The organism is Caballeronia sp. LZ019, assembly GCF_031450825.1.
Lineage (GTDB): Bacteria > Pseudomonadota > Gammaproteobacteria > Burkholderiales > Burkholderiaceae > Caballeronia.
Window position 1 is genome coordinate 1,890,342 of record NZ_JARTVZ010000005.1, and the last position, 20,790, is coordinate 1,911,131.

At 64.3% G+C, this 20,790-nt stretch carries 18 protein-coding genes; 5 read left to right on the forward strand and 13 right to left on the reverse strand.

The annotated features are described in order from the left end of the window. Nucleotides 1-160 precede the first annotated feature (160 nt). The gene (locus P9255_RS22270; RefSeq protein ID WP_309763177.1) at nt 161-658 is read left to right on the forward strand and encodes a plasmid fertility inhibition factor family protein; all 498 of its coding nucleotides are present in this window, start codon (nt 161-163) and stop codon (nt 656-658) included. A gap of 13 nt (nt 659-671) precedes the next feature. Here the strand turns inward: P9255_RS22270 and P9255_RS22275 are convergent, their stop codons facing one another. Both P9255_RS22275 and P9255_RS22280 read right to left on the reverse strand, forming a co-directional pair. Further along, nucleotides 672-1,691 (reverse strand): 2-hydroxyacid dehydrogenase, encoded by a 1,020-nt coding sequence (locus P9255_RS22275; protein ID WP_309790448.1) that lies wholly within the window; start codon nt 1,689-1,691, stop codon nt 672-674. A 66-nt stretch (nt 1,692-1,757) separates the two neighbouring features. Continuing rightward, nucleotides 1,758-2,759 (reverse strand): LysR family transcriptional regulator, encoded by a 1,002-nt coding sequence (locus P9255_RS22280; RefSeq protein WP_309790449.1) that lies wholly within the window; start codon nt 2,757-2,759, stop codon nt 1,758-1,760. Nucleotides 2,760-3,286: 527 nt separating this feature from the next. On the opposite strand from P9255_RS22280, the gene aspT (P9255_RS22285) reads away from it, so the two are divergent. The 3 genes from aspT (P9255_RS22285) to P9255_RS22295 are packed head-to-tail and all read left to right on the forward strand — an operon-like array spanning nt 3,287 to nt 7,603. Next, nucleotides 3,287-4,969, forward strand: coding sequence for an aspartate-alanine antiporter (gene aspT, locus P9255_RS22285; RefSeq protein WP_309763175.1), 1,683 nt, complete (start codon nt 3,287-3,289; stop codon nt 4,967-4,969). A 28-nt stretch (nt 4,970-4,997) separates the two neighbouring features. After that, a complete protein-coding gene (gene aspT / locus P9255_RS22290; protein WP_309763173.1) occupies nt 4,998-6,704 on the forward strand; it encodes an aspartate-alanine antiporter in 1,707 nt (568 codons plus the stop codon). 53 nt (nt 6,705-6,757) lie between these two features. After that, entirely contained in the window at nt 6,758-7,603 is an 846-nt protein-coding gene (locus tag P9255_RS22295) for an aldo/keto reductase (RefSeq protein WP_309790450.1), read from the forward strand. Here P9255_RS22295 and P9255_RS22300 read toward each other — a convergent pair. The 10 genes from P9255_RS22300 to P9255_RS22345 all read right to left on the reverse strand — a co-directional run bounded on the left by P9255_RS22300 (nt 7,600) and on the right by P9255_RS22345 (nt 18,629). Then, nucleotides 7,600-8,010, reverse strand: a complete 411-nt coding sequence (locus tag P9255_RS22300; protein ID WP_309790451.1) for a hypothetical protein — start codon at nt 8,008-8,010, stop codon at nt 7,600-7,602. The two genes, P9255_RS22295 and P9255_RS22300, sit on opposite strands and share 4 nt — an antisense overlap. A 69-nt stretch (nt 8,011-8,079) precedes the next feature. Further along, entirely contained in the window at nt 8,080-10,164 is a 2,085-nt protein-coding gene (locus P9255_RS22305) for an ABC transporter ATP-binding protein (RefSeq protein WP_309790452.1), read from the reverse strand. Then, nucleotides 10,161-11,018, reverse strand: coding sequence for an ABC transporter permease (locus P9255_RS22310; RefSeq protein ID WP_309763169.1), 858 nt, complete (start codon nt 11,016-11,018; stop codon nt 10,161-10,163). Before P9255_RS22310 ends, P9255_RS22305 begins: the two co-directional genes overlap by 4 nt. Next, nucleotides 11,015-11,977 carry an ABC transporter permease gene (locus tag P9255_RS22315; RefSeq protein WP_309790788.1) on the reverse strand — a complete coding sequence of 321 codons (963 nt, stop codon included), beginning with the start codon at nt 11,975-11,977 and terminating at the stop codon, nt 11,015-11,017. Before P9255_RS22315 ends, P9255_RS22310 begins: the two co-directional genes overlap by 4 nt. 41 nt (nt 11,978-12,018) lie before the next feature. Further along, on the reverse strand, nt 12,019-13,680 hold the full coding sequence (locus tag P9255_RS22320) for an ABC transporter substrate-binding protein (protein WP_309763167.1): 1,662 nt from the start codon (nt 13,678-13,680) through the stop codon (nt 12,019-12,021). Between the two features lie 97 nt (nt 13,681-13,777). Next, nucleotides 13,778-14,281 carry a cupin domain-containing protein gene (locus P9255_RS22325; RefSeq protein WP_309763166.1) on the reverse strand — a complete coding sequence of 168 codons (504 nt, stop codon included), beginning with the start codon at nt 14,279-14,281 and terminating at the stop codon, nt 13,778-13,780. Between the two features lie 102 nt (nt 14,282-14,383). Next, nucleotides 14,384-16,489 carry an elongation factor G gene (gene fusA, locus P9255_RS22330; protein WP_309790453.1) on the reverse strand — a complete coding sequence of 702 codons (2,106 nt, stop codon included), beginning with the start codon at nt 16,487-16,489 and terminating at the stop codon, nt 14,384-14,386. A gap of 252 nt (nt 16,490-16,741) precedes the next feature. Continuing rightward, nucleotides 16,742-17,182, reverse strand: a complete 441-nt coding sequence (locus tag P9255_RS22335; RefSeq protein ID WP_309765333.1) for a DUF192 domain-containing protein — start codon at nt 17,180-17,182, stop codon at nt 16,742-16,744. A 287-nt stretch (nt 17,183-17,469) separates the two neighbouring features. After that, nucleotides 17,470-17,691 carry a hypothetical protein gene (locus P9255_RS22340; protein WP_309763164.1) on the reverse strand — a complete coding sequence of 74 codons (222 nt, stop codon included), beginning with the start codon at nt 17,689-17,691 and terminating at the stop codon, nt 17,470-17,472. A 362-nt stretch (nt 17,692-18,053) separates the two neighbouring features. Continuing rightward, nucleotides 18,054-18,629 (reverse strand): pseudouridine synthase, encoded by a 576-nt coding sequence (locus tag P9255_RS22345; protein WP_309763163.1) that lies wholly within the window; start codon nt 18,627-18,629, stop codon nt 18,054-18,056. A 205-nt stretch (nt 18,630-18,834) separates the two neighbouring features. On the opposite strand from P9255_RS22345, the gene icd reads away from it, so the two are divergent. Continuing rightward, nucleotides 18,835-20,091: an NADP-dependent isocitrate dehydrogenase gene (icd, locus tag P9255_RS22350; RefSeq protein ID WP_309763162.1), complete on the forward strand. Its 1,257-nt coding sequence runs from the start codon at nt 18,835-18,837 to the stop codon at nt 20,089-20,091. A gap of 156 nt (nt 20,092-20,247) precedes the next feature. Here the strand turns inward: icd and cspD are convergent, their stop codons facing one another. Next, nucleotides 20,248-20,454: a cold shock domain-containing protein CspD gene (gene cspD / locus P9255_RS22355; protein ID WP_008351201.1), complete on the reverse strand. Its 207-nt coding sequence runs from the start codon at nt 20,452-20,454 to the stop codon at nt 20,248-20,250. Between the last annotated feature and the right edge of the window lie 336 nt (nt 20,455-20,790).

Sequence of the window (20,790 nt, forward strand, 5' to 3'; positions counted from 1 at the left end):
TCCACGCAACAAAGCACGTGACGTGCCCGTCATGCCGCTTTCACGAAGACCGGCTACGGTGTAAAAGTGTGTTGAGTTGTTGTCTGTTGTCTTGTCGGACCGCGCTGTTCCTTGCGCGACGGTGCTCGCGCCGCATGGCGATTTTTCTGGTGAAGCCGAAATGGACACGATGGTAGCGCCGGCCGCTGCGGAAGCGGTCTGGATCGTCAGGCTGAGGAGCCACCCGCAGTACGACTTCGTGCGCCTGAAGCGGGTCTTCGCCGATGCCGGTTCGCGCCATGAGGTCGTCCTCGTCGATGTGAGGAAGCTGCTGCAATGCGCCGACCGCGACGACACCGACTACGTGCTCAAGGCCGTCGACGACTGGCACGCCGGCAAGGTGCGCGGCATTCGCGAGTTCCTCGATCCCGATAACCCGCGCGTGCCGGAGATGCCCTACGTGACCATCAGCGTGCGGCGCTCGGGCGGGCTGCTCGGACTCCTGGGCGTGCATCGCGAGGGCGTCGTCGCGTTTCGCAACGGGCAGCATCGCGCGCGCTATCTGGCGCATGCGGGCGCGCTCTGCATGCCGGTGGAAGTGCACGAGCGCGAAGCCGGCCTGCTGCGCGCGATGTGCGCCGCGCCCGGCGAAACGAGCGCCGAATACGACGAGGTATGAGGCTGCGGTTCGCCTATGCGTTGACCACATTGCGCGGCGCGCCTTCGGCCCACGCCTTCACGTTGCCGAGCGTCGTCTGCGCGATCTCCATCAGCGCCTCGCGCGTGAAGAACGCCTGATGCGCCGTGATGATGACGTTCGGGAACGTGAGCAGCCGCGCGAGGACATCGTCCTGAAGCAGGCGATCCGAGTGATCTTCGAAGAACAGGCCGCCTTCTTCCTCGTACACGTCGAGGCCGAGATGCCCGAGCTGGCCGCTTTTCAGCGCGCCGATCAGCGCATTGCTTTCGACGAGCCCGCCGCGCCCGGTGTTGATGAGCATCGCCCCGCGCTTCATGCGGGCAAGCGCCCGCGCGTCGATCAGGTGATACGTTGACGGCAGAAGCGGGCAGTGCAGCGAAACGATGTCCGATTGCGCGAGCAGGTCGTCGAGCTCGACATAGCGCGCGCCGCGATCGAGCAGATCCTGCGCGGGCGGGCCGGGATCGTGGGCGAGGACTCGCATGCCGAAGCCCGCCATGATCGTGCCGAACACGCGCCCGATGATGCCCGTGCCGATCACGCCGACCGTCTTGCCGTGGAGATCGAAGCCGAGCAGGCCGTTGAGCGAGAAGTCGCCTTCGCGCGTGCGCGCCACCGCGCGATGAAACCGGCGATTGAGCGTGAGAATCATGCCGGCCGCATGTTCCGCGACCGCGTGCGGTGAATAGGCCGGCACGCGCGTCACCGTGACGCCGAGCCGCTTCGCCGCGTTCAGATCGACATGATTGAAGCCTGCGGAGCGCAATGCGATGAGCCGCGTGCCGCCCGCGTGCAGCTTTTCGAGGACGGTTTCGTCGAGGCTGTCGTTGACGAACGGGCACACCGCCGTGAAGCCCTGCGCGAGAATGGCGGTTTGCGCATCGAGATGCGCTTCCTGGAAGTCCAGTGCGACGCCGAATGCTTCGTTCGCCTGGGCGAAGGTATCGGCGTCGTACTGGCGGGTGCTGAAGAGAATGAGGCGTGGGGTGGTGCTTGCGTCGGGTTCTGTCATCGTTCGGGCCGGCAGCGGGTTCGTTACGGAACTCGCGCCGGCTCGAAGTCAGCCGAACGCGAGCGTTCAGTGAGTGGTCGGCGCGCCGGCTCCGCCATTCGCGGCGGAAGGCTGAAAGCCCGTCGGCGGCTGGCGGAACATCTCGTCCGGCCGCGTATTGCCGGAATTGATCTCCTTGGTCAGCTTCTCCAGCGCATAGTCGATGAAGAAGCGCGTCTTCGCGGGCAGATACTGACGGCCCGGATAGACGATCGACAGCTTCATCTCCGGATCATCGACGAAATAGTCGGGCAAGAGGCGCACGAGCGTGCCGTCGCGGATGTCGCCGGCCACGATGCCCTCCGGCAGCACCGAAAAGCCCATGCCGCGCAGCGTCGCGAGCCGCACCATCAGCGCGCTGTTGACCGAGTAGACCGGCGAGAGCGTCACCTGTTCCGACGAACCGAGCCGATGCCGGAAGTGCCACGACGAACTGCGAATGTCGTTCGGCAGCCCGACGGAGGGCATCGTCTGCAGGTCCGACGGCGAAGCCGGAAGGCCGTGCTCGGCCACGAACTCGGGCGTCGCGACCGGTATCAGCGCGTTCACGCCGATGGGCCGCTCGACCAGCGCGGTGCTCGTGACCATGAACGCCGCGACGATGCCGACGTCATAACCGTCCTCGACAAGATCGACGTGACGCTCGGCCAGTGTAAGGCGCACGTTCACCTTCGGATACAGCTTGCGGAAACCGTCGATGAGCGGCGTCAATGTGAGTAATGAAAGCGCGCTCGATGCGACCACACGCAGCGTGCCACTCGGTTCACCCTCGGTATGCGTGACCGCCGATTCGAGATGATCGAGTTCTTCCAGTAATGCGCGGCATCCTTCCAAATAGCGGGTGCCTGCTTCGGTCAATGAGAGATTGCGGGTTGTCCGGTTAATAAGGCGAGTTCTGAGGTGCGCTTCTAGCATCGCAATTGCGCGAGTGACGAGCGCATTCGATACATCGAGTTGCTGCGCGGCACGCCGAAAACTTTCCGTGTCCGCCACGCGAACGAAGACGCGCATAGCATGGATCTGATTCATCGTCTGGCCCTCTCTCGGTTGTGCCGCGTTGAATATGGGCGGCACGCGAGGCTTTGCGAGTCGCCCGGTTTTGAGATGCTTGTACGCATAATATTGACAGAACGAAGATATTGCAATATCAGATTAACAATTCTTCAGTTGACGGGAATATTTGCCGAAATGAAATTTATAATCTGGATGGTGGCTAGCAAAGAAATAAAAAATGTCGATAAACCGTCAATTGGTAGTATTTATTACTTAATCATAGAAAGTGTCTTGTAATAGTGCTATTTAGATAGCGGCCTGTGCCAGTTGAAATGTGCTTGGTGTTAAGTGGTGATTCTGCTTAATTGAAATTTCCAGTTTTCGTTGATAGTCGCCGCGTCTACTTCGGGAACAGACTGCCATCTAATTTTCGCCTCGAGTTTTTAATTAAGGGAAACGCAAGCCGATAGCTAAAAGCCGCGTAGCTGGCAGCGACTTACTAGCATTCCAGGCCCGGTGCAAGTCGGCTTCGTGGTCGGGAACTCAAACGGGATAAACGCACCATGCTTTGGCAACTACTCGCGGCCCAGCCGGAAATAGCGCTGTTCGCCAGCCTGGCAATAGGCTTTTTCATTGGGTCGTTGAAGTTCGGGCCCATTCAATTGGGCGGCGTCTGCGGCACGCTGATCGTCGCGCTGATACTCGGCCAAAGCGGCGCGCGCATATCGCCGGACCTGAAGAACATCGCGTTCGCGCTTTTCATCTTCGCGCTCGGATTCACGGGCGGCCCGCAATTCTTCGCGAACATCGGGCGCGGCTGGCGCTATGGAGCGCTGTCGTTTGTCGAGGTAATCGTCGTGGTTGCGCTTGTGCTCGGCATCGCGGCGGCGCTTAAGCTCGATGCCGGCACCGCGGCCGGATTGCTCGCCGGCGGCGCGACGGAATCGGCGGTGATCGGCACCGCATCCGAGGCCGTGGCGCGGCTCGGGCTGCCTCCGGCTGAAACCGCGCGCCTTCAGGCCAACATCGTGACCGCCTACAGCGTGAGTTATCTGTTCGGGCTCGTCGCCATCGTGCTGTTCGTGAGTCAGATTGCGCCGCTCATCCTCCGTGTGAATCTGCGTGACCAGGCCGAGCGCGTATGGCGTCAGCTCGGCGGCGACGGCGCGCTCGCCGAAGGTCAGACGCCCGCCGTATCGCCGCTCGCCGCGCGGGAACTGAAGGTGACGGCGGCCGCCGGGCTCGGCATCGGCGAACTGGAGAAGCGTTTCGGGCACGAGATCAGCGTGCAGCGGGTGATGCGCGAGCGGTCCGTCGTCAAGGCGCAACCGGCCGTCGCGCTGAAGGCGGGCGATCGCATCGTGATCGCGGGGCGGCGCGGGGCGCTCGTTGACGCGATTCCGTCGATCGGCGAGGAAGTCTTCACCAACGGCGGCCCGGATGTCTTCGTCGAGAAAGTTGACGTGATGCTCACGAACCGCGCGATGCACGGACTGACGCTCGCGCAGGCGCGGGCCCGCGCGAATCCGGCGGAAGGGCGGGGCGTCTACGTCGCCGCCGTGACGCGCCTCGACAGCACCATTCCCGCGTTGCCGGGCACGCAAGTGCAGCGCGGCGACGTGCTGACGCTCGTCGGCGCGAAGGCGGACGTGGCGCGCGGCGCGGCGAAGCTCGGCTACATCGTCCGTGCGACGCAGAAGACGGACTTCGTGTTCCTCGGGATCGGCGTGCTGGTCGGCATGGCGATCGGGCGGCTGTCGGCGCAGGTCGGCGGCATCGACGTGTCGCTCGGCACGGGCGGCGGCTGTCTGCTGGCAGGGCTCGTGTTCGGCTGGATTCGCTCGCGGTATCCGCTGATCGGCTCGTTGCCGTCGGCGGCGGCGCAAATTCTGAAGGACTTCGGCTTGTGCACCTTCATCGCGGCGGTCGGGCTGTCGGCGGGGGCGGACGCGGTGCGGCTGATCCGCGAGTTCGGCGTCGCGCTGCCGATCGCGGGCATCGCCATCACGCTCGGGCCGGCGATCGCATCGCTTCTCGTCGGCCGCCTGCTGCTCAAGCTCGAAGTGCCGATGCTGCTCGGCGCGATCGCCGGCCAGCAATGCAGCACGCCGGCGATCAGCGCGCTCGTCGGCGTGACGGGTAACTCGACGCCGGTCATCGGCTACACCATCACCTACGCGATTTCGAACGTGCTGTTGCCGTTGCTCGGCCCGCTCGTCGTCGGGCTCGTGAGCAGGCTCGGGTGAACGATTCGGCCGCTACCGGGAGGGCGCAGTGGACTGGCTCCATCATGTTTTCCAGAAGTCGCCGGAGAGCGCGCTGTTCTTGTCGCTCGCGGCGGGGTATCTGATCGGCCAGATCAACTTCGGCAAGTTCCAGTTGGGCGGCGTCGGCGGATCGCTGCTTGCGGCGGTGGTCGTGAGTCAGGCCGGCGTGCAGATCGACAACGGCGTGAAGTCGGTGATGTTTGCCGTGTTCATTTATGCGGTCGGCTACGACTCGGGGCCGCAGTTCTTCAACTCGCTGAACCGGCGGACGCTGCGCGAAATGGCGATGGCCGTCTTTCTCGCCGTCAGCGCGCTCGCCACGGTGGTCGTCTGCGCGAAACTCTTCGGACTGAACAAGGGCCTTGCGGCGGGGCTGGCGGGCGGGGCGCTGACGCAATCGGCGATCATCGGCACCGCGGGGGACGCCATCGCGCGGCTCGGGTTGTCGGCGGCAGAGACGAAGGCGCTGCAGGCGGATGTCGCCATCGCCTATGCAGTCACTTATGTGTTCGGCTCGCTCGGCGCCATCGTCGTATGCGTGAATATCCTGCCGAAGTTCATGGGACAGGGACTGAAGGAAGCGTCGATCGAAGCCGAGAAGTCGCTTGCGGGCGGCATCGGCGGACCCGCGCCCGGGCAGGTTTCGGCGCTGCCGCCGCTCGTCGGGCGGACGTATCGCGTGACGGGAGGCGGGGCGGGCGGCGCAGGCGCGGCAGGACGCACGGTCGCGGACATCGAAATGGACGAACAGGACGCGATCACCATCGAGCGCATCCGGCGCGCGGGCCATGCGATCGAACCGCAGCCGGACGTGACGCTCGAGCCGGGCGATATCGTGCTCGTCGTCGGGCGGCGCGAGGTGATGGCCGGCGCAGCGGCGCAGATCGGCGACGAAGTCGCGGACACCGACGGCGTCAGCGTCGTGATGCAAACACGCCGGGGCGTATTCGCGATGCGCGGCATGAATCACTGGACGATGCGAGCCGTGCGCGCAACCGTCGATCGCGCCATGCGCCACGGCGTCTACGTGCAGGCCGTCACGCGCGCCGGGATGCCGCTGCCCGCGCTGCCCGAAACGCGCCTCGAGCATGGCGATGTCATCACCTTCTACGGGTCGCCGCAGGACACGAAACGCGCCGTCGATGCAGCCGGCTACGAACTGCCGTACTCCGACAAGACCGACTTCATCTACATGGGCGTGGGTATCGTCGTCGGGCTGCTGATCGGACTGGTCGTCGTGCGCGTGGGCGGCATTCCGGTCACGCTCGGTTCGGGCGGCGGCTGCCTGCTCGCGGGGCTCGTGTTCGGCTGGATGCGCGGCAAGCATCCGATGTACGGAGTGATGCCGCCCGCCGCGTCGCAATTGCTGAAGGACTTCGGGCTGGCCGCGTTCGTGGCGGTCGTCGGGCTGAATTCGGGCTTGCAGGCGGTGGTCACGGTAAAGCAGAGCGGCCTCACGATCTTCCTGCTCGGCGTGTTCGTCACGCTGTTTCCGCTGCTGCTGACGATGCTCTTCGGGCGTTACGTGCTGCGCTACGACAACGCGGCGATCTTCGCGGGCGCGCTGTCGGGATCGCGCAGCGCCAATCCGGCGTTCGGCGGCGTGCTCGACAAGGCGGAAAGCCCGGCGCCGACGGCGGCGTTCGCCGTCACGTATGCGCTTGCGAACGTGCTGCTGACGCTGCTCGGGCCGTTGATCGTCGAGATCGTGTGACGGCATGAGAAGACGCCTTGCGCCATAATCGGCGGCACACAAGGAGGCTCCTCATGGCGAACGCGTTACCTGCCGTCGAACTGCCGGACGGCGAAGCGATTCCGAAGCTCGGTCAGGGCACCTGGGAAATGGGCGAGCGCCCGAATGCGCGCAGGGCGGAGATCGCCGCGCTGCGCGAGGGCGTCGAACTCGGAATGACACTCATCGATACGGCCGAGATGTATGGCGATGGCGAAAGCGAAAAGCTCATCGCGGAGGCGTTATCGGACAGGCGCGACGACATCTTCATCGTGAGCAAGGTCTATCCGCATAACGGCACCGAGCGCGGCGTGCAGGCCGCGTGCGAGCGGAGCCTCAGGCGCTTGTTGACCGATCGCATCGACCTCTACCTGCTGCACTGGCGCGGCGGCGAGGACCTGGCCGGCGTGGTCGCGGGCTTCGAGAAACTGAAGCGCGACGGCAAGATTCGTCACTGGGGCGTGAGCAACTTCGACACGGACGACATGGAGGAACTCTTCGCGCTCGATGGCGGCGATGCGTGCGCGACCAACCAGATTCTGTACAACGTCGCGCGCCGCGTGCCGGAGTTCGATCTGTTGCCGTGGCTGCGCGAACATCGGCTGCCGGCGATGGCATACAGCCCCGTCGATCATGCGCGTCTGCCGCGCGGCGGGGTGCTGGAGAAGATCGCCGCATCCCGCGGCGTGTCGGCGTTTCAGGTGGCGCTCGCGTGGGTCTTGCAGCAGCCGGGCGTTTTCGCGATACCCAAAGCCGCCGATATTGCGCATGTCCGCGAAAACCGCGCCGCGCTCGATATCCGCTTGTTGACGGACGAACTCGCGGATATCGATAAGCAGTTCAAGCCGCCGAAGGTGAAGCGCGGGCTGGAGATGCTTTAGGAGCACGCATGATGTGCATGCACCGAGCCTAGCACCGCGACTTCGGCCGGCGTGCGCCGCAGATCGGCTTCGCTGACCTGCTTTGCATCGGCGAGGAAGTCGTTGACGATCGACGACACCGACGTGTTCGTCAAGCACAGCGACACGCGCTTCGTCTCCGTATCCGCGAGCGATGCGCGTTGCGACAGGAACAACACGCCGTACTGATAGCCCCGCACGATGCCGCGCACCGCGCCGACGCACTGGCCTTGCGCGGCGTTGTCGCTTTTCTGACCGCACTGCTGAGCGAGCGACCACGCCGAGAACGACGGGTCCGATGCGCCCGGCGCGGGCGTTGACTGCGCGTGAGCGGAAACGCCAGCGCCGAGCGCGAGGGAAGCGGCGAGCGAGAGAGCGTATTTCTTCATGAGCGTCCTCATTGTTTTGTGTAACCAATGAGAGACATCGGACGCGCTTTGGTTCCGGCCCGCGTCGTTTCAGACGGCCTTTTCCCGCGATTGAAGCGCCCGCAATTCGTCGACCGGGATGTGGCAGTGAATCTCGTGGCCGTTGCCCGCATCGCGGCAAGGCGGCGTCTCGCGCTCGCACATGTCGCCGATCTTGCGCGGGCATCGCGTATGAAACACGCAGCCGGAAGGCGGGTTCGCCGCGCTCGGCAAGTCGCCCGACAGGCGGATGCGCTCGCTGCCCGCCCGCGCCTCGTCGAGCGACGGCGCCGACGACAGCAACGCTTCGGTGTACGGATGCTGCGGGCCATCGAAGACATCGGCGGCGCGGCCGATCTCCATGATGCGTCCGAGATAGAGCACCGCGATGCGATCCGACAGATAGCGCACGACGTTCAGGTCGTGCGAGATGAACACGTAGCTCACGCGCCGCTCGCGCTGCAGATCGGCGAGCAGATTGAGGATCGCGGCCTGCACCGAGACGTCGAGCGCGGAAGTCGGTTCGTCGCAGACGACGACGCGCGGATCGCCCGCGAACGCCCGCGCAATGGCGACACGCTGCTTCAATCCGCCCGACAGCTGCCGCGTGCGCGAGCCGAGATAGCGTTCCGGCAAGCGCACCGCTTCGGTCAGCGCGTGCAGGCGCGTTTCCTTCGCTTCGCCGCGCAGCGCGGCGAGCTTCGACAGCGACCGCGCAATCAGCCGCCGCACCGAATGCGCCCGATTCAGCGCCGAATCGGGATTCTGGAACACGATCTGCAGCGACTTGACCTGCTCGCCGCTGCGGCGCGTGACACGTTCCGGCAACGGCTCGCCATCGAGTTCGAGCGTCGCGCCCTTGTCCGGGGCGACGAGACCGAGCAGGAGTTTCGCGAGCGTCGTCTTGCCGCTGCCCGATTCGCCGACGAGCCCGAGCGTTTCGCCCTGCACGAGATCGAGCGATACATCGTGGACCGCGCGGACGTCTTCGTCGCCGACGCGGAAGGTCTTCGAGAGATGGCGCGCGGACAGCGCGAGCACCGGTTCATCGACAGGCACAGCGACGGGCGCGGGCGTTTCGGCCGTGGAGCGCGGCAAATCCTGCGCGCGCTCGTGGTAATGGCAGCGCGCCATCTGATCGCCGTGCAGCGACGCCACGCGATAGGGCGGCGGCGCATCCTTCACGCAGCGCTCGTCGGCGAGCTTGCAACGCGGCGCGAACACGCAGCCTTGCGCAATCGATCCCGGCAGCGGCAGCGAACCGGGGATCGTGTCGAGACGGCCGTTTTCCTTGCTGCGGCCGCGCGTGGGCAGGCATCGCAGAAGGCCGACCGTGTACGGATGACGAGGCTTCGCGAAGACATCGGCGGTCGCGCCTTCTTCGACGAGCTTGCCCGCATACAGCACGCCGACACGGTCGCACATGCGCCCGATCACCGCGAGGTTGTGGCTGATGAAGAGCACGGCCGTGCCCAGTTCCGCCCGCAACTGCGCGATCAGATCGAGCACTTCGGCTTCCACCGTGGCGTCGAGGCCGGTCGTCGGTTCGTCGAGAATCAGCAGTTCGGGATTGCACGCGAGCGCCATCGCGATCACGACGCGCTGCTGCATCCCGCCCGACAGCTGATGCGGATAGCTCTCCATCACCCGCGCAGGCGATGCGATCCGCACGCGGCGCAGCATGTCGGCGGTGCGCGACAGCGCCTCGTTCGCGGATGCGCCCGCCGCTTCGAATGCTTCGGACACCTGTCGCGCGATGGTGAGCGACGGATTCAGCGCACGGCCAGGGTCCTGATAGACCATCGATACGGCGTTCGCCCGCAGGCCGCGCAACGCATCGGCATGAAGCGTGGCGACATCGCGGCCGCCGATCGTGATGCGCCCCGCCTTGACGCGGCCGTTGCGCGGCAGATAGCGCAGCATCGCGAGGGCGGCCGTTGACTTGCCGCAGCCCGATTCGCCGACGAGCCCGTACGCTTCGCCGCGCCGCACGCGCAAGCTTATGTCCTGCAGCACTTCGCGTTCGTGTCCGCGCGCGCGATAGGCGACGGTCAGGCCGACGACCGTCAGCGCGTCGGCCTGATCGCCCTTGGCGGCGCCGAACGCGGGGAATGCCGATGGCGGCGGTCCGTTCATCGGTCGAGCACTCCTTGCACGGCATCCGCGACGAGATTGACGGCGATCACCAGCGACGCGATCGCGGCGGCGTCGAACACCACGGTCCACCACGCGCCGCCCGCCATCAGCGTGTAGCTCTCAGATAGCGCGAGGCCCCAGTCGGCGGAAGGCGGCTGAATGCCGAAGCCGAGAAAGGAGAGCGTCGCGACCGCGAAGATCGCGTAACCGAGCCGCACCGTCGCCTCGACGACGATCGGCGGCAGCACGTTCGGCAATATCTCCGCGAACATGATGTAGAACGCGTTCTCGCCGCGCAATTGCGCCGCGAGCACGTAGTCCAGATGGCGCTCGCCGAGCACGGCGGCGCGCACGGTGCGCGCGGTGATCGGCGCGAAGGTGAGGCCGATCACGAGAATCACGGTTGCGTTGCTCGCGCCGACCGCCGCGAGCGCCAGCAGCGCGACGATCACGAGCGGCAGCGCGAGCAGCGCATCGGTGACACGGCCGATGACCGCATCGACCCAGCCGCCGAAATAGCCGACGATCAGCCCGATGGCCGTGCCCGCCGCCGTGCCGATGAGCGTCGCGAGCGGCGCGATGGTGAGAATGTCGCGCGAGCCGACGATCACGCGCGCGAAGACATCGCGGCCCAGCTGATCGGTGCCGAACCAGTGCTCCGGCGAGGGCGGCGCGAGCGAGTTGAGCGGATCGGAGGCGTAGGGGTCGAGCGGCACGAGCCAGTGGCCGAACAGCGCGCACACGATCCAGGACAGCAGGATCAGCACGCCGAAGTCGAACGTGCCCGAACGCAGCAGCGCGCCGAGCGCGTCGAAGCGGCGCGGTCTAGGAGCCGACGCGGTGGCGGTGCTCATCGCGCGCCTCCCGTGTGCAGCCGCGGATTGAGCACGACGTAGAGGGCATCGGCGATCAGATTCGCCGCCGTATAGATCACGCCGATGGTCAGCACGCCCGCTTCGAGCATCGGAAAATCCTTGGCCTTCGCGGCGCCGTAGATGAGCGAACCGATGCCCTGATAGTGGAACAGCGTCTCGACGACGACCAGCCCGCCGATCATGTAGCCGAGCTGCGTCGCGGCGACCGTCACCGTCGGCAGCAGCGCATTGCGCAGCACGTGCCGGAAGATCACGATACGGCGCGGCAGGCCCTTGAGAATGGCGGTGCGCGTGTAGTCGGCATCGAGCGCTTCGACGGTGCCGGCGCGCGCCATCCGTGCGATATAGCCGAAGAACACGAAGACGAGCGGCAGCACGGGCAGAACGAGATGCTTCAGTTGCACGAGAAAGTTCGCGTTGGCGGGCGCGGTGGCCTCGATCGGCAGCCATTGCAGCCACACGCCGAAGATCAGGATCAGCACGATCGACGACACGAACTCCGGGACGACCGTCGCCGTCAGCCCGCCGATGCTGATGATGCGGTCGATGAAGCGCCCCGCGTGCAGCGCCGCATACACGCCGCCCGCGATGCCGAGCGGCACGACCACCACGAATGCGAGCGCGCCGAGCTTCGCCGAATTCCACAGCGCCGCCCCGATGAATGGCGCGACCGGCGCGCGGAACGCATAGGACTCGCCCATGTCGCCGCGCAGGAAATGCGTGATCCAGCCGACGTACTGCGTGACGAGCGGCCTGTTGACGCCGAGCTGATGATTGAGCGCCGCGACCGCGCGCGCGTCGGCGAGCGGACCGAGAATCGCGCGGCCGACATCGCCGGGCAGAAGCTGGCCGCCCGCGAAGACGATCATCGACAGAAGCCACAGCGTGACGAGCGCAAGCAGCACGCGCACGCCGACGAAGCGCACGATGCGTTTCATTCTGGCGAAGTCGGCTGCGTGCGCCGTCGGGGTGATCGTGCTCAAGCGGCCACCGTCGCGCGGTCGAACCACATCTGCGAGATCGCGTTGAAGCGCACGCCGCTGACGCTGGCGCGCGTCACGATCAGCTGGTCGTAGAAGTACGGAATGATGACAGGCGTTTCATCGAGCAACAGGCGCTGAATCTGCCCGGAGACTTTCTTCTGGGATGCGACGTCGAGCGCCGCGACGAACTGCGCGACGAGCTTGTCGTATTCGGCGTTCCTGAAGTGCGCCGCGTTCCACGTGCCGCCGCTCGTGAGCGGCGCGTTGAGAAACACGTTCGGCACGCCGCGATGTCCGTAGTCCGTAATGCCGAGCGGCGAATCGAGCCAGTCCGACTTGCCGAACGTGCCCGAGCCGTAATACAGGTCCTGGCTCTCGACCTTCAGCGTGATGCGAATGCCGATCGCCTTCGCCGCGTTCTGCACGACGACCGCGAGATCGGGAATCTCCATGTACTTCTCGGTCGTGAGCGTGATGTCGAAGCCGTTCGCGACGCCCGCCTCGCTCATCAGCTTCTTCGCTTGCGCGATATCGAGCTTGCGCTGCGGCACGGAGAGATCGCTCGACGGGAAGACGGGCGCGAACGGACTGTCGTTGCCGACGACCGCGCGTCCGCGAAACAGCCCCTTCACGATGACTTCGCGATTGACCGCGAGCGCGAGCGCCTGACGCACGCGCTTGTCCTTGAACGCGCCGGTGTCGCATCGCATGTGAATCTGCCGATGCGAACTCGACTTCGCGCCGAGCACCTTGTATTGCGGGTTCGAGAGCAGCGAGACGCCGCCCTGCACGGTGAAGTCGCCCATCACGTCGGCCTGGCGGCCCTGCATTGCGAGGAGCTGCGCCTGATGGTCCGCATAGAACGAGAAGGCGACGCGATCGGGCAGCGCCTTGTCGCCCCAGTAGTCCGGATTGCGCACGAACGACGCGCCGACCTTCGGCGTGTATTTCTCCAGCCTGAACGCGCCCGTGCCCATGAACGACTTCTCATACGAGCCGCTGAAGTTCGCCGGAAGGATCACCGCGTTGTAGTTGTCCGACGAAACGTAGTACGGAAAATTGCCGTTCGGCGCGTCGAGATGAAACTCGACGGTGTGATCGTCGACGGCCTTCGCCGAGTTCTTCGACAGCACGCCCTTCAGCACCGACAGCGCCGCCGAGCCCGCGCTCGGATCGGCGAGGCGGTTGAAGGTCGCGGCGACGTCCCTGGCGGTCATCGGCTGGCCGTCGTGAAATTTCACGTTGGGGCGGAGCTTGAAGGTCCAGACATCGCCCGTCGCGTTCGACGACCACGACAGCGCGAGCGCCGGGCGCAGGGTAAGCGTCTCGCTGTCGTCGTCGATCAGGAATTCGCCGGTCTGGTTGATGAGCACGAGGCCCGCGGAATCCGTGACCGTCAGCGGATCGACCGCGCCGGCCGGCGTCATGTGCGCGACGCGGATCGTCCCGCCGGGCTTGGCCGCGCCCTGGGCGCGCGCCATCGGCATGCCGAACAGCCCGCCCGCCGTGAGGGCGATGCCGAGCACGCTCGCATGCCGCAGCAGTTCGCGCCGCGTGAGCCGGCCGGCCCTGAATTCGTCGATCGCGTGATTGCCGAGCTCGCCCGCATGCGTGCGCGCGAGTTCGAGGTGATGCGCGTCGGTCGATGTTTTCTTCATCGGTGTCGTTCCGTGTGGTGTTGTCCGGCGTAATCGTCAGGCAAGGACCCGCGTCGCGCGTCAGGGCGCGGGAGCAAGGAACGCGCCGCATCCGGCTTCAGTTGCCGTGCGGATGATCGTGCTTGTGGTCGTGCGGGTCTTTGTGAATGGGATCGACCCAATAGACTTCTTCGGGTTCTTCGACCGCGTCGATGTTCAGATTCACGACGACCGCCTCGTTGTCGCTGCGCACCAGCACGCACTGCAGCGGCTCGTCGGTGCTCGCATTGATTTCCTGATGCGGCACGTACGGCGGCACGAAGATGAAATCGCCGGGTCCGGCCTCGGCGGTGAACTCGAGGTGCTCGCCCCAGCGCATGCGCGCCTGCCCGCGCACGATGTAGATCACGCTTTCCAGCGCGCCGTGATGATGCGCGCCGGTCTTCGCATTCGGATGAATGGTGACGGTTCCCGCCCAGATCTTCTGCGCGCCGACGCGCGCCGCGTTGATGGCCGCCGCGCGATGCATGCCCGGCGTCTGCGGGGTGTTGGTGTCGAGCTGATCGCCCTTTATGACCTTGACGCCGTTTTCGCGCCAATCGATGTGATGTGCGTCGCTCATGGTCTTTGCGTCCGTGGACAAAAAAAGTCCGTTGCCGCCACCAACACGAGCGAGCAACGGACTTCCGATATTACACGCGATTGTCGCAACGGCGCGCGCCGGTCATTTCCCTTTGGAGTTGATGATCGCCTCCGACACGTTGTTCGGCGTCTCCGCGTAGTGCTTGAACTCCATCGTGTAGGTCGCGCGGCCTTGCGTCAGCGAACGAAGGGACGTCGAGTAGCCGAACATCTCGGCAAGCGGCACCTCGGCGCGCACGATCTTCCCGCCGCCGCCCGCGATGTCCTCCATGCCCTGCACGATGCCGCGCCGGCTCGACAGATCGCCCATCACGTTGCCCATGAATTCCTCGGGCGTTTCGACTTCGACGGCCATCGTCGGTTCGAGCAGCACGGGCTTCGCGCGGCGCATCGCTTCCTTGAAGGCCATCGAACCGGCCATGCGGAACGCGTTTTCGTTGGAGTCGACATCGTGATAGGAGCCGAAGGTCAGCGTCACTTTCGTATCGACGACGGGATAGCCCGCCAGCACGCCCGCCTTCAGCGTTTCCTGAATGCCCTTGTTGACCGCCGGGATGAACTCGCGCGGAATCACGCCGCCCTTGATGGCGTTGACGAATTCGTAGCCCTTGCCCGGGTCCGGCTCGAGCGTGATGACCGCGTGGCCATACTGGCCGCGTCCGCCCGACTGCTTGACGAACTTGCCTTCGACATCCGTCACCTTGTTGCGCACCGTCTCGCGATACGCGACCTGCGGCTTGCCGACCGTCGCCTCGACGCCGAACTCGCGCTTCATCCGGTCGACGAGAATTTCGAGGTGCAGCTCGCCCATGCCGGAGATGATCGTCTGGCCGGATTCCTCGTCGGTCGTGACCCGGAACGACGGATCTTCCTGCGCGAGACGATTCAGCGCGATGCCCATCTTTTCCTGGTCGGCCTTCGTCTTCGGCTCGACGGCCTGCGAAATCACCGGCTCCGGGAAGATCATGCGCTCGAGGATGATGATCTTGTCGGGATCGCAGAGCGTGTCGCCGGTCGTCGCTTCCTTCAGGCCGACCGCCGCCGCGATGTCGCCCGCGCGCACTTCCTTGATTTCCTTGCGCTCGTTCGCGTGCATCTGCAGGATGCGCCCGAGCCGTTCCTTCTTCGACTTCACCGGGTTGTAGACGGTATCGCCCGAATTCACCACGCCGGAGTACACGCGGAAGAAGATCAACTGGCCGACGAACGGGTCGGTCATGATCTTGAAGGCGAGCGCGGAGAACGGCTCGTCGTCGCTCGGATGACGCTCGGCTTGCTGATCGTCCTCGGTGTGGCCGAGAATCGCGGGCACGTTGACAGGGGAGGGCAGATAGTCGATCACCGCGTCGAGCATCGCCTGCACGCCCTTGTTCTTGAACGCGCTGCCGCACAGCATCGGCACGATCTCGTTGGCGATCGTGCGCTGGCGCAACGCGGCCTTGATCTCTTCCTCGGTCAGGCTTTCATGGTCGGTCAGGTACTTCTCGAGCAGTTCCTCGCTCGCTTCCGCCGCGGCCTCGACCATCTTCTCGCGCCATTCGTGCGCGACTTCCTTGAGATTGTCGGGAATGTCCTCGTAGGCGAACTTGATGCCCTGGCTCTCATCGTCCCAGACGATGGCCTTCATCTTCACGAGATCGACCACGCCCTGAAAGTGCTCTTCCGCGCCGATCGGAATCTGGATCGGCACCGCCACGCCCTTCAGGCGCTCGCCGATCTGCCGCTGCACGCGAAAGAAATCCGCGCCCACGCGGTCCATCTTGTTGACGAACGCGATGCGCGGCACCTTGTACTTGTTCGCCTGACGCCACACGGTTTCGGACTGTGGCTGCACGCCGCCGACGGAGTCGTAGACCATGCACGCGCCGTCGAGCACGCGCATGGAGCGCTCCACTTCGATCGTGAAATCGACGTGTCCCGGCGTGTCGATGATGTTGATGCGATGCTCCGGGTAATTGCCGGCCATGCCTTTCCAGAAGGCGGTCGTCGCAGCCGACGTAATGGTGATGCCGCGCTCCTGCTCCTGCTCCATCCAGTCCATCGTGGCCGCGCCGTCGTGAACCTCGCCGATCTTGTGGGTCACGCCGGTGTAGAAAAGGATGCGCTCGGTCGTCGTTGTTTTGCCGGCATCGATGTGAGCGCTGATCCCGATGTTCCGATAGCGCTCGATGGGGGTCTTGCGGGGCACGTGAACCTCCTGTGGAAAATATCCTGGCGGCGCGGCGCAGTTCGTACGCGTCGCCACGCGGCGGCCGCCGAACGTCGCGGCGGCATTGCGCTAACCTTTTTAGGATAGCGCGTCGACAGTCTCTTTGCAGGAATCTTGCCAGCTCGGCCTGAATTGCCGCTCGGCATCGTTCGGAGGCGGCGCTTGGGCGAAAAAAAAGCGCGTCGGAGGACGCGCCTTTGTCGGTTAACACGGCGAGCTAACAGGGCGGGCTCACTGAGCGCCCGGCAACCCCTTGATCTTCACGCCCGGCTTGATGCCCTTGGCCGCGAACCAGCCCTTCGGCATTTCGAGCGCGTACACGCCGTTGTTGCGCGGGCAATGGTTGTTCTCGGTCTGCGCCTGCATCTCGTCGATGTCGGTGATCGTGCCGTCCGCGCGGATGAATGCGATCGACAGCGGAATCAGCGTGTTCTTCATCCAGAAGCAGTGCACGGCGTTCTCGTTGAACACGAAGAGCATGCCCTCGTTTGCGCCGAGCTGCGTGCGATACATGAGCCCTTGCTCGCGGTCGGCATCGTTCGCGGCGACGGCGGCGTCGATCACGTACATGCCCGCGGTGAGTTTCGCGCGGGGAAAGTCGGACGGCTGTTTCGCGCCGGGCGGCATGGTCTGCGCCTCGACCAGCGTGACGGATGCGAGCGGCAGCAGCATCGCGATGAGAAAGGCGCGCGTCGCTTTCCTAATCGACACGCGACGCGGAGAAAATGAAAAACGCAAGGCACGCAGGGAAAGCAACAGCGAATTCACACGATGCTCCTTTGAAAACAGTCGTTGCGCCGGATAACCAGCAGGCCCGCGCATGTTACTCGAAGCGAGGACGAGGATACAAAACGGACGCAAAACAAAAGGGCAGATGCCTTTCGGCGATCTGCCCTTTAACGCCGCAAGCGGCGGTAATGCTTGTTGTTGACTTCGCTTTACCGCCTCTTACAACGAACTTACTGAGCTGCGGAAGCAGCTTCCGGTGCCGAAGCGGCAACCTTGTGCGACTTCTTGTGGTGCGAAGCCTTGTGTGCGTGCTTCTTCGACGACGACTTGTGTGCCTTCGCCGGAGCAGCAGCCGAAGCAGCCGCCGGAGCAGCAGCTTCCGGAGCCGAAGCTTGTGCGAATGCAGCCGTTGCGAACAGGCCAGCGACGAGAGCAGCGATCAGTTTGTTCATTTGTGAATCCTCAGCTTGAGTTTGATTAACCAAACGACCCGGTCATTGAGTCATGTCGGTAAACGAGCCATCCACCTTTCGGTTGACAGTCGTATCGACGAAAGAAACGCGATACGGCTGTGAACGCTTTTCCTTTCAAATAGCCTGGAGCACACAGGTTATCGAAAGGTTGATTCGTTCATGCCGGATAGCTTTGCACGGCATCTATGGCGCTTAACGCATCGTGCAAAAGGTCGGTTGACGTCTTTTTCATGAGAATCGCGCGGCGAATGAAAAAAAAGTTCGCACTGCGAGTGGCTTGTCATCGGTCGATGTCATCGCCGTGAATCACGCCGATAAAAATCAGCGCATGCGGGCGACATTCAACCGGTGCGCTGCCACGGAGATCGCGCAGGCACTTCGACGCTTTCGCCGGGCGCAAGGTCGAGTGCGAAGATATCGAGGGCGCCGATCGCCACGCGCACGAGCCGCAGCGTCGGAAAACCGACGGCGGCCGTCATCCGCCTGACCTGCCGGTTCTTGCCTTCGGTGATGGCGAGTTCTATCCACGTCGTCGGGATGGCGGCGCGGTATCGGATCGGCGGATTGCGCGGCCATAGCGCTTCGATGCGCTCGTCGCGAACGAACGCGGTGCGGCACGGGCGCGTCACGTAATCGCCGAGATCGACGCCGTGGGCGAGATGCGCAAGGGCATCGTCGCCCGGTGCGCCTTCGACCTGCGCCCAATAACGCTTGACGAGCTTGTGACGCGGCTCGGCGATGCGCGCCTGGAGCGCGCCGTCGTCGGTGAGGAGCAGCAGCCCTTCGCTGTCGGCATCGAGGCGGCCCGCGGGATAGACGCCCGGCGTCTTCACCCAGTCGCCGAGCGACGGCCGCGTCTCGTGCGCCGAGAACTGGCAGATCGTGCCGAAGGGTTTGTTGAGTGCGATGAGCGGCATCGGAAGACAGGGCAGGCGCAAGGACGGTCGGAGCGGCATCTTAATGCATAATGATTCGCGAACCGCCTTTGCAATGGCAGAGCGCGATAGCCGCCAGGCGGGGCATGGTTAGAATGATGCTCTGGCCATCCCTGCGAACGACGCCCGGCCGTGCCGCTCAATACCGCCAGCTTCCATTAGAGCCCGACCTTCTCTGGAGTCGACCATGCCGTATCAGCACATCAAGGTACCGGCGGACGGTGACAAGATCACCGTCAACGCGGATTTCTCGCTCAACGTGCCGGATCAGCCGATCATCCCGTATATCGAGGGCGATGGCACGGGCGTCGACATCACGCCCGTCATGATCAAGGTGGTCGATGCGGCGGTCGAGAAGGCCTACGGCGGCAAGCGCAAGATTCACTGGATGGAGATCTACGCGGGCGAGAAGGCGACGCGCGTCTACGGGCCGGACGTCTGGCTTCCCGACGAAACGCTCGATGTCGTGAAGGAATACCTCGTGTCGATCAAGGGGCCGCTGACCACGCCGGTCGGTGGCGGCATCCGGTCGCTGAACGTGGCGCTCCGCCAGCAACTCGATCTCTATGTCTGCCTGCGCCCGGTGCGCTACTTCAAGGGCGTGCCTTCGCCGCTGCGCGAGCCGGACAAGGTGAACATGGTGATCTTCCGCGAGAACTCGGAAGACATCTATGCGGGCATCGAGTGGCCGGCGGAGTCCGCCGAGGCGAAGAAGGTGATCGCGTTCCTGCGCGACGAAATGGGCGTGAAGAAGATCCGCTTCCCTGAATCGTCGGGACTCGGCATCAAGCCGGTGTCGCGCGAGGGCACGGAGCGGCTCGTGCGCAAGGCGATCCAGTATGCGCTCGACAACAATCGCCGATCGGTGACGCTCGTGCACAAGGGCAACATCATGAAGTTCACCGAAGGCGCGTTCCGCGACTACGGCTACGCGCTCGCACAGAAGGAATTCGGCGCGGAGCTGATCGACGGCGGTCCGTGGATGAAGGTGAAGGACCGGAAGACGGGCGCGGAAGTCGTGGTGAAGGACGTCATCGCCGATGCCTTCCTGCAGCAGATTCTGCTGCGTCCCGCCGAGTACGACGTGATCGCCACGCTCAATCTGAACGGCGACTACATCTCCGATGCGCTCGCCGCGCAGGTCGGCGGCATCGGCATTGCGCCGGGCGCGAACATGTCGGACTCGGTCGCGATGTTCGAAGCAACGCACGGCACCGCGCCGAAGTATGCGGGCAAGGACTACGTGAACCCGGGTTCCGAGATTCTCTCCGCTGAAATGATGCTGCGTCATCTCGGCTGGACGGAAGCGGCGGACCGCATCATCGCGTCGATGGAGCAGTCGATTCTTTCGAAACGCGTGACGTATGACTTCGCGCGGCTGATGGAAGGCGCGACGCAGGTTTCTTGCTCGGCGTTCGGCGAGGTGATGATCGAGAATATGTGAGCGTTCGCGCTTCACGGTCCGCATTCGAATAACCCCGAAAGGCTCGGGCCTTTCGGGGTTTTTATTTCGCCGGCTTCAGGCGGCCGGTTTCGGAAAACGGCCACAAAAAAACCCGGCGCGAAGGCCGGGTTTCACGAGGCAAATGCAGCCGAACGGTCAGGCAGCGTCCTGAATATTCGATGCCTGTTTGCCCTTCGGTCCCTGGACGATCTCGAAAGAAACCTTCTGGCCTTCCTTGAGCGTCTTGAAACCGTTCATTTGAATCGCCGAGAAATGCGCAAACAGATCCTCGCCGCCTTCATCGGGCGTGATGAATCCGTAGCCTTTCGCGTCGTTGAACCACTTGACCGTACCAGTAGACATTCGTACTTCCCCTCTAACTCTCGTCGCAACCCGAGCACGTTCGAAAAGCCCGACGGCCCACCCCTCAAGCCAACCGCCCCTCCTCACTAGCTCACCTCGGCCTTTTTTGCCCGGAGGCCCCCGGAAAAAAGTGCCAGTTTGATTGTTGAATCTCTTAAATCGAGTGTCAAGAATTTTTTAAGATAGAGCTTATGCTCGTTGCAGCGAACGCATTCGTAGGGTAATTCCTGCTTCGCGTGTGCGCCTCCGTCCAAGCAAGTCATCTTGAAAAGTCGCATAATCGACTCACTTGTGTGATACGCCCGGCGGCCCCGCCAAGGTGGCATCGCTTGTTTT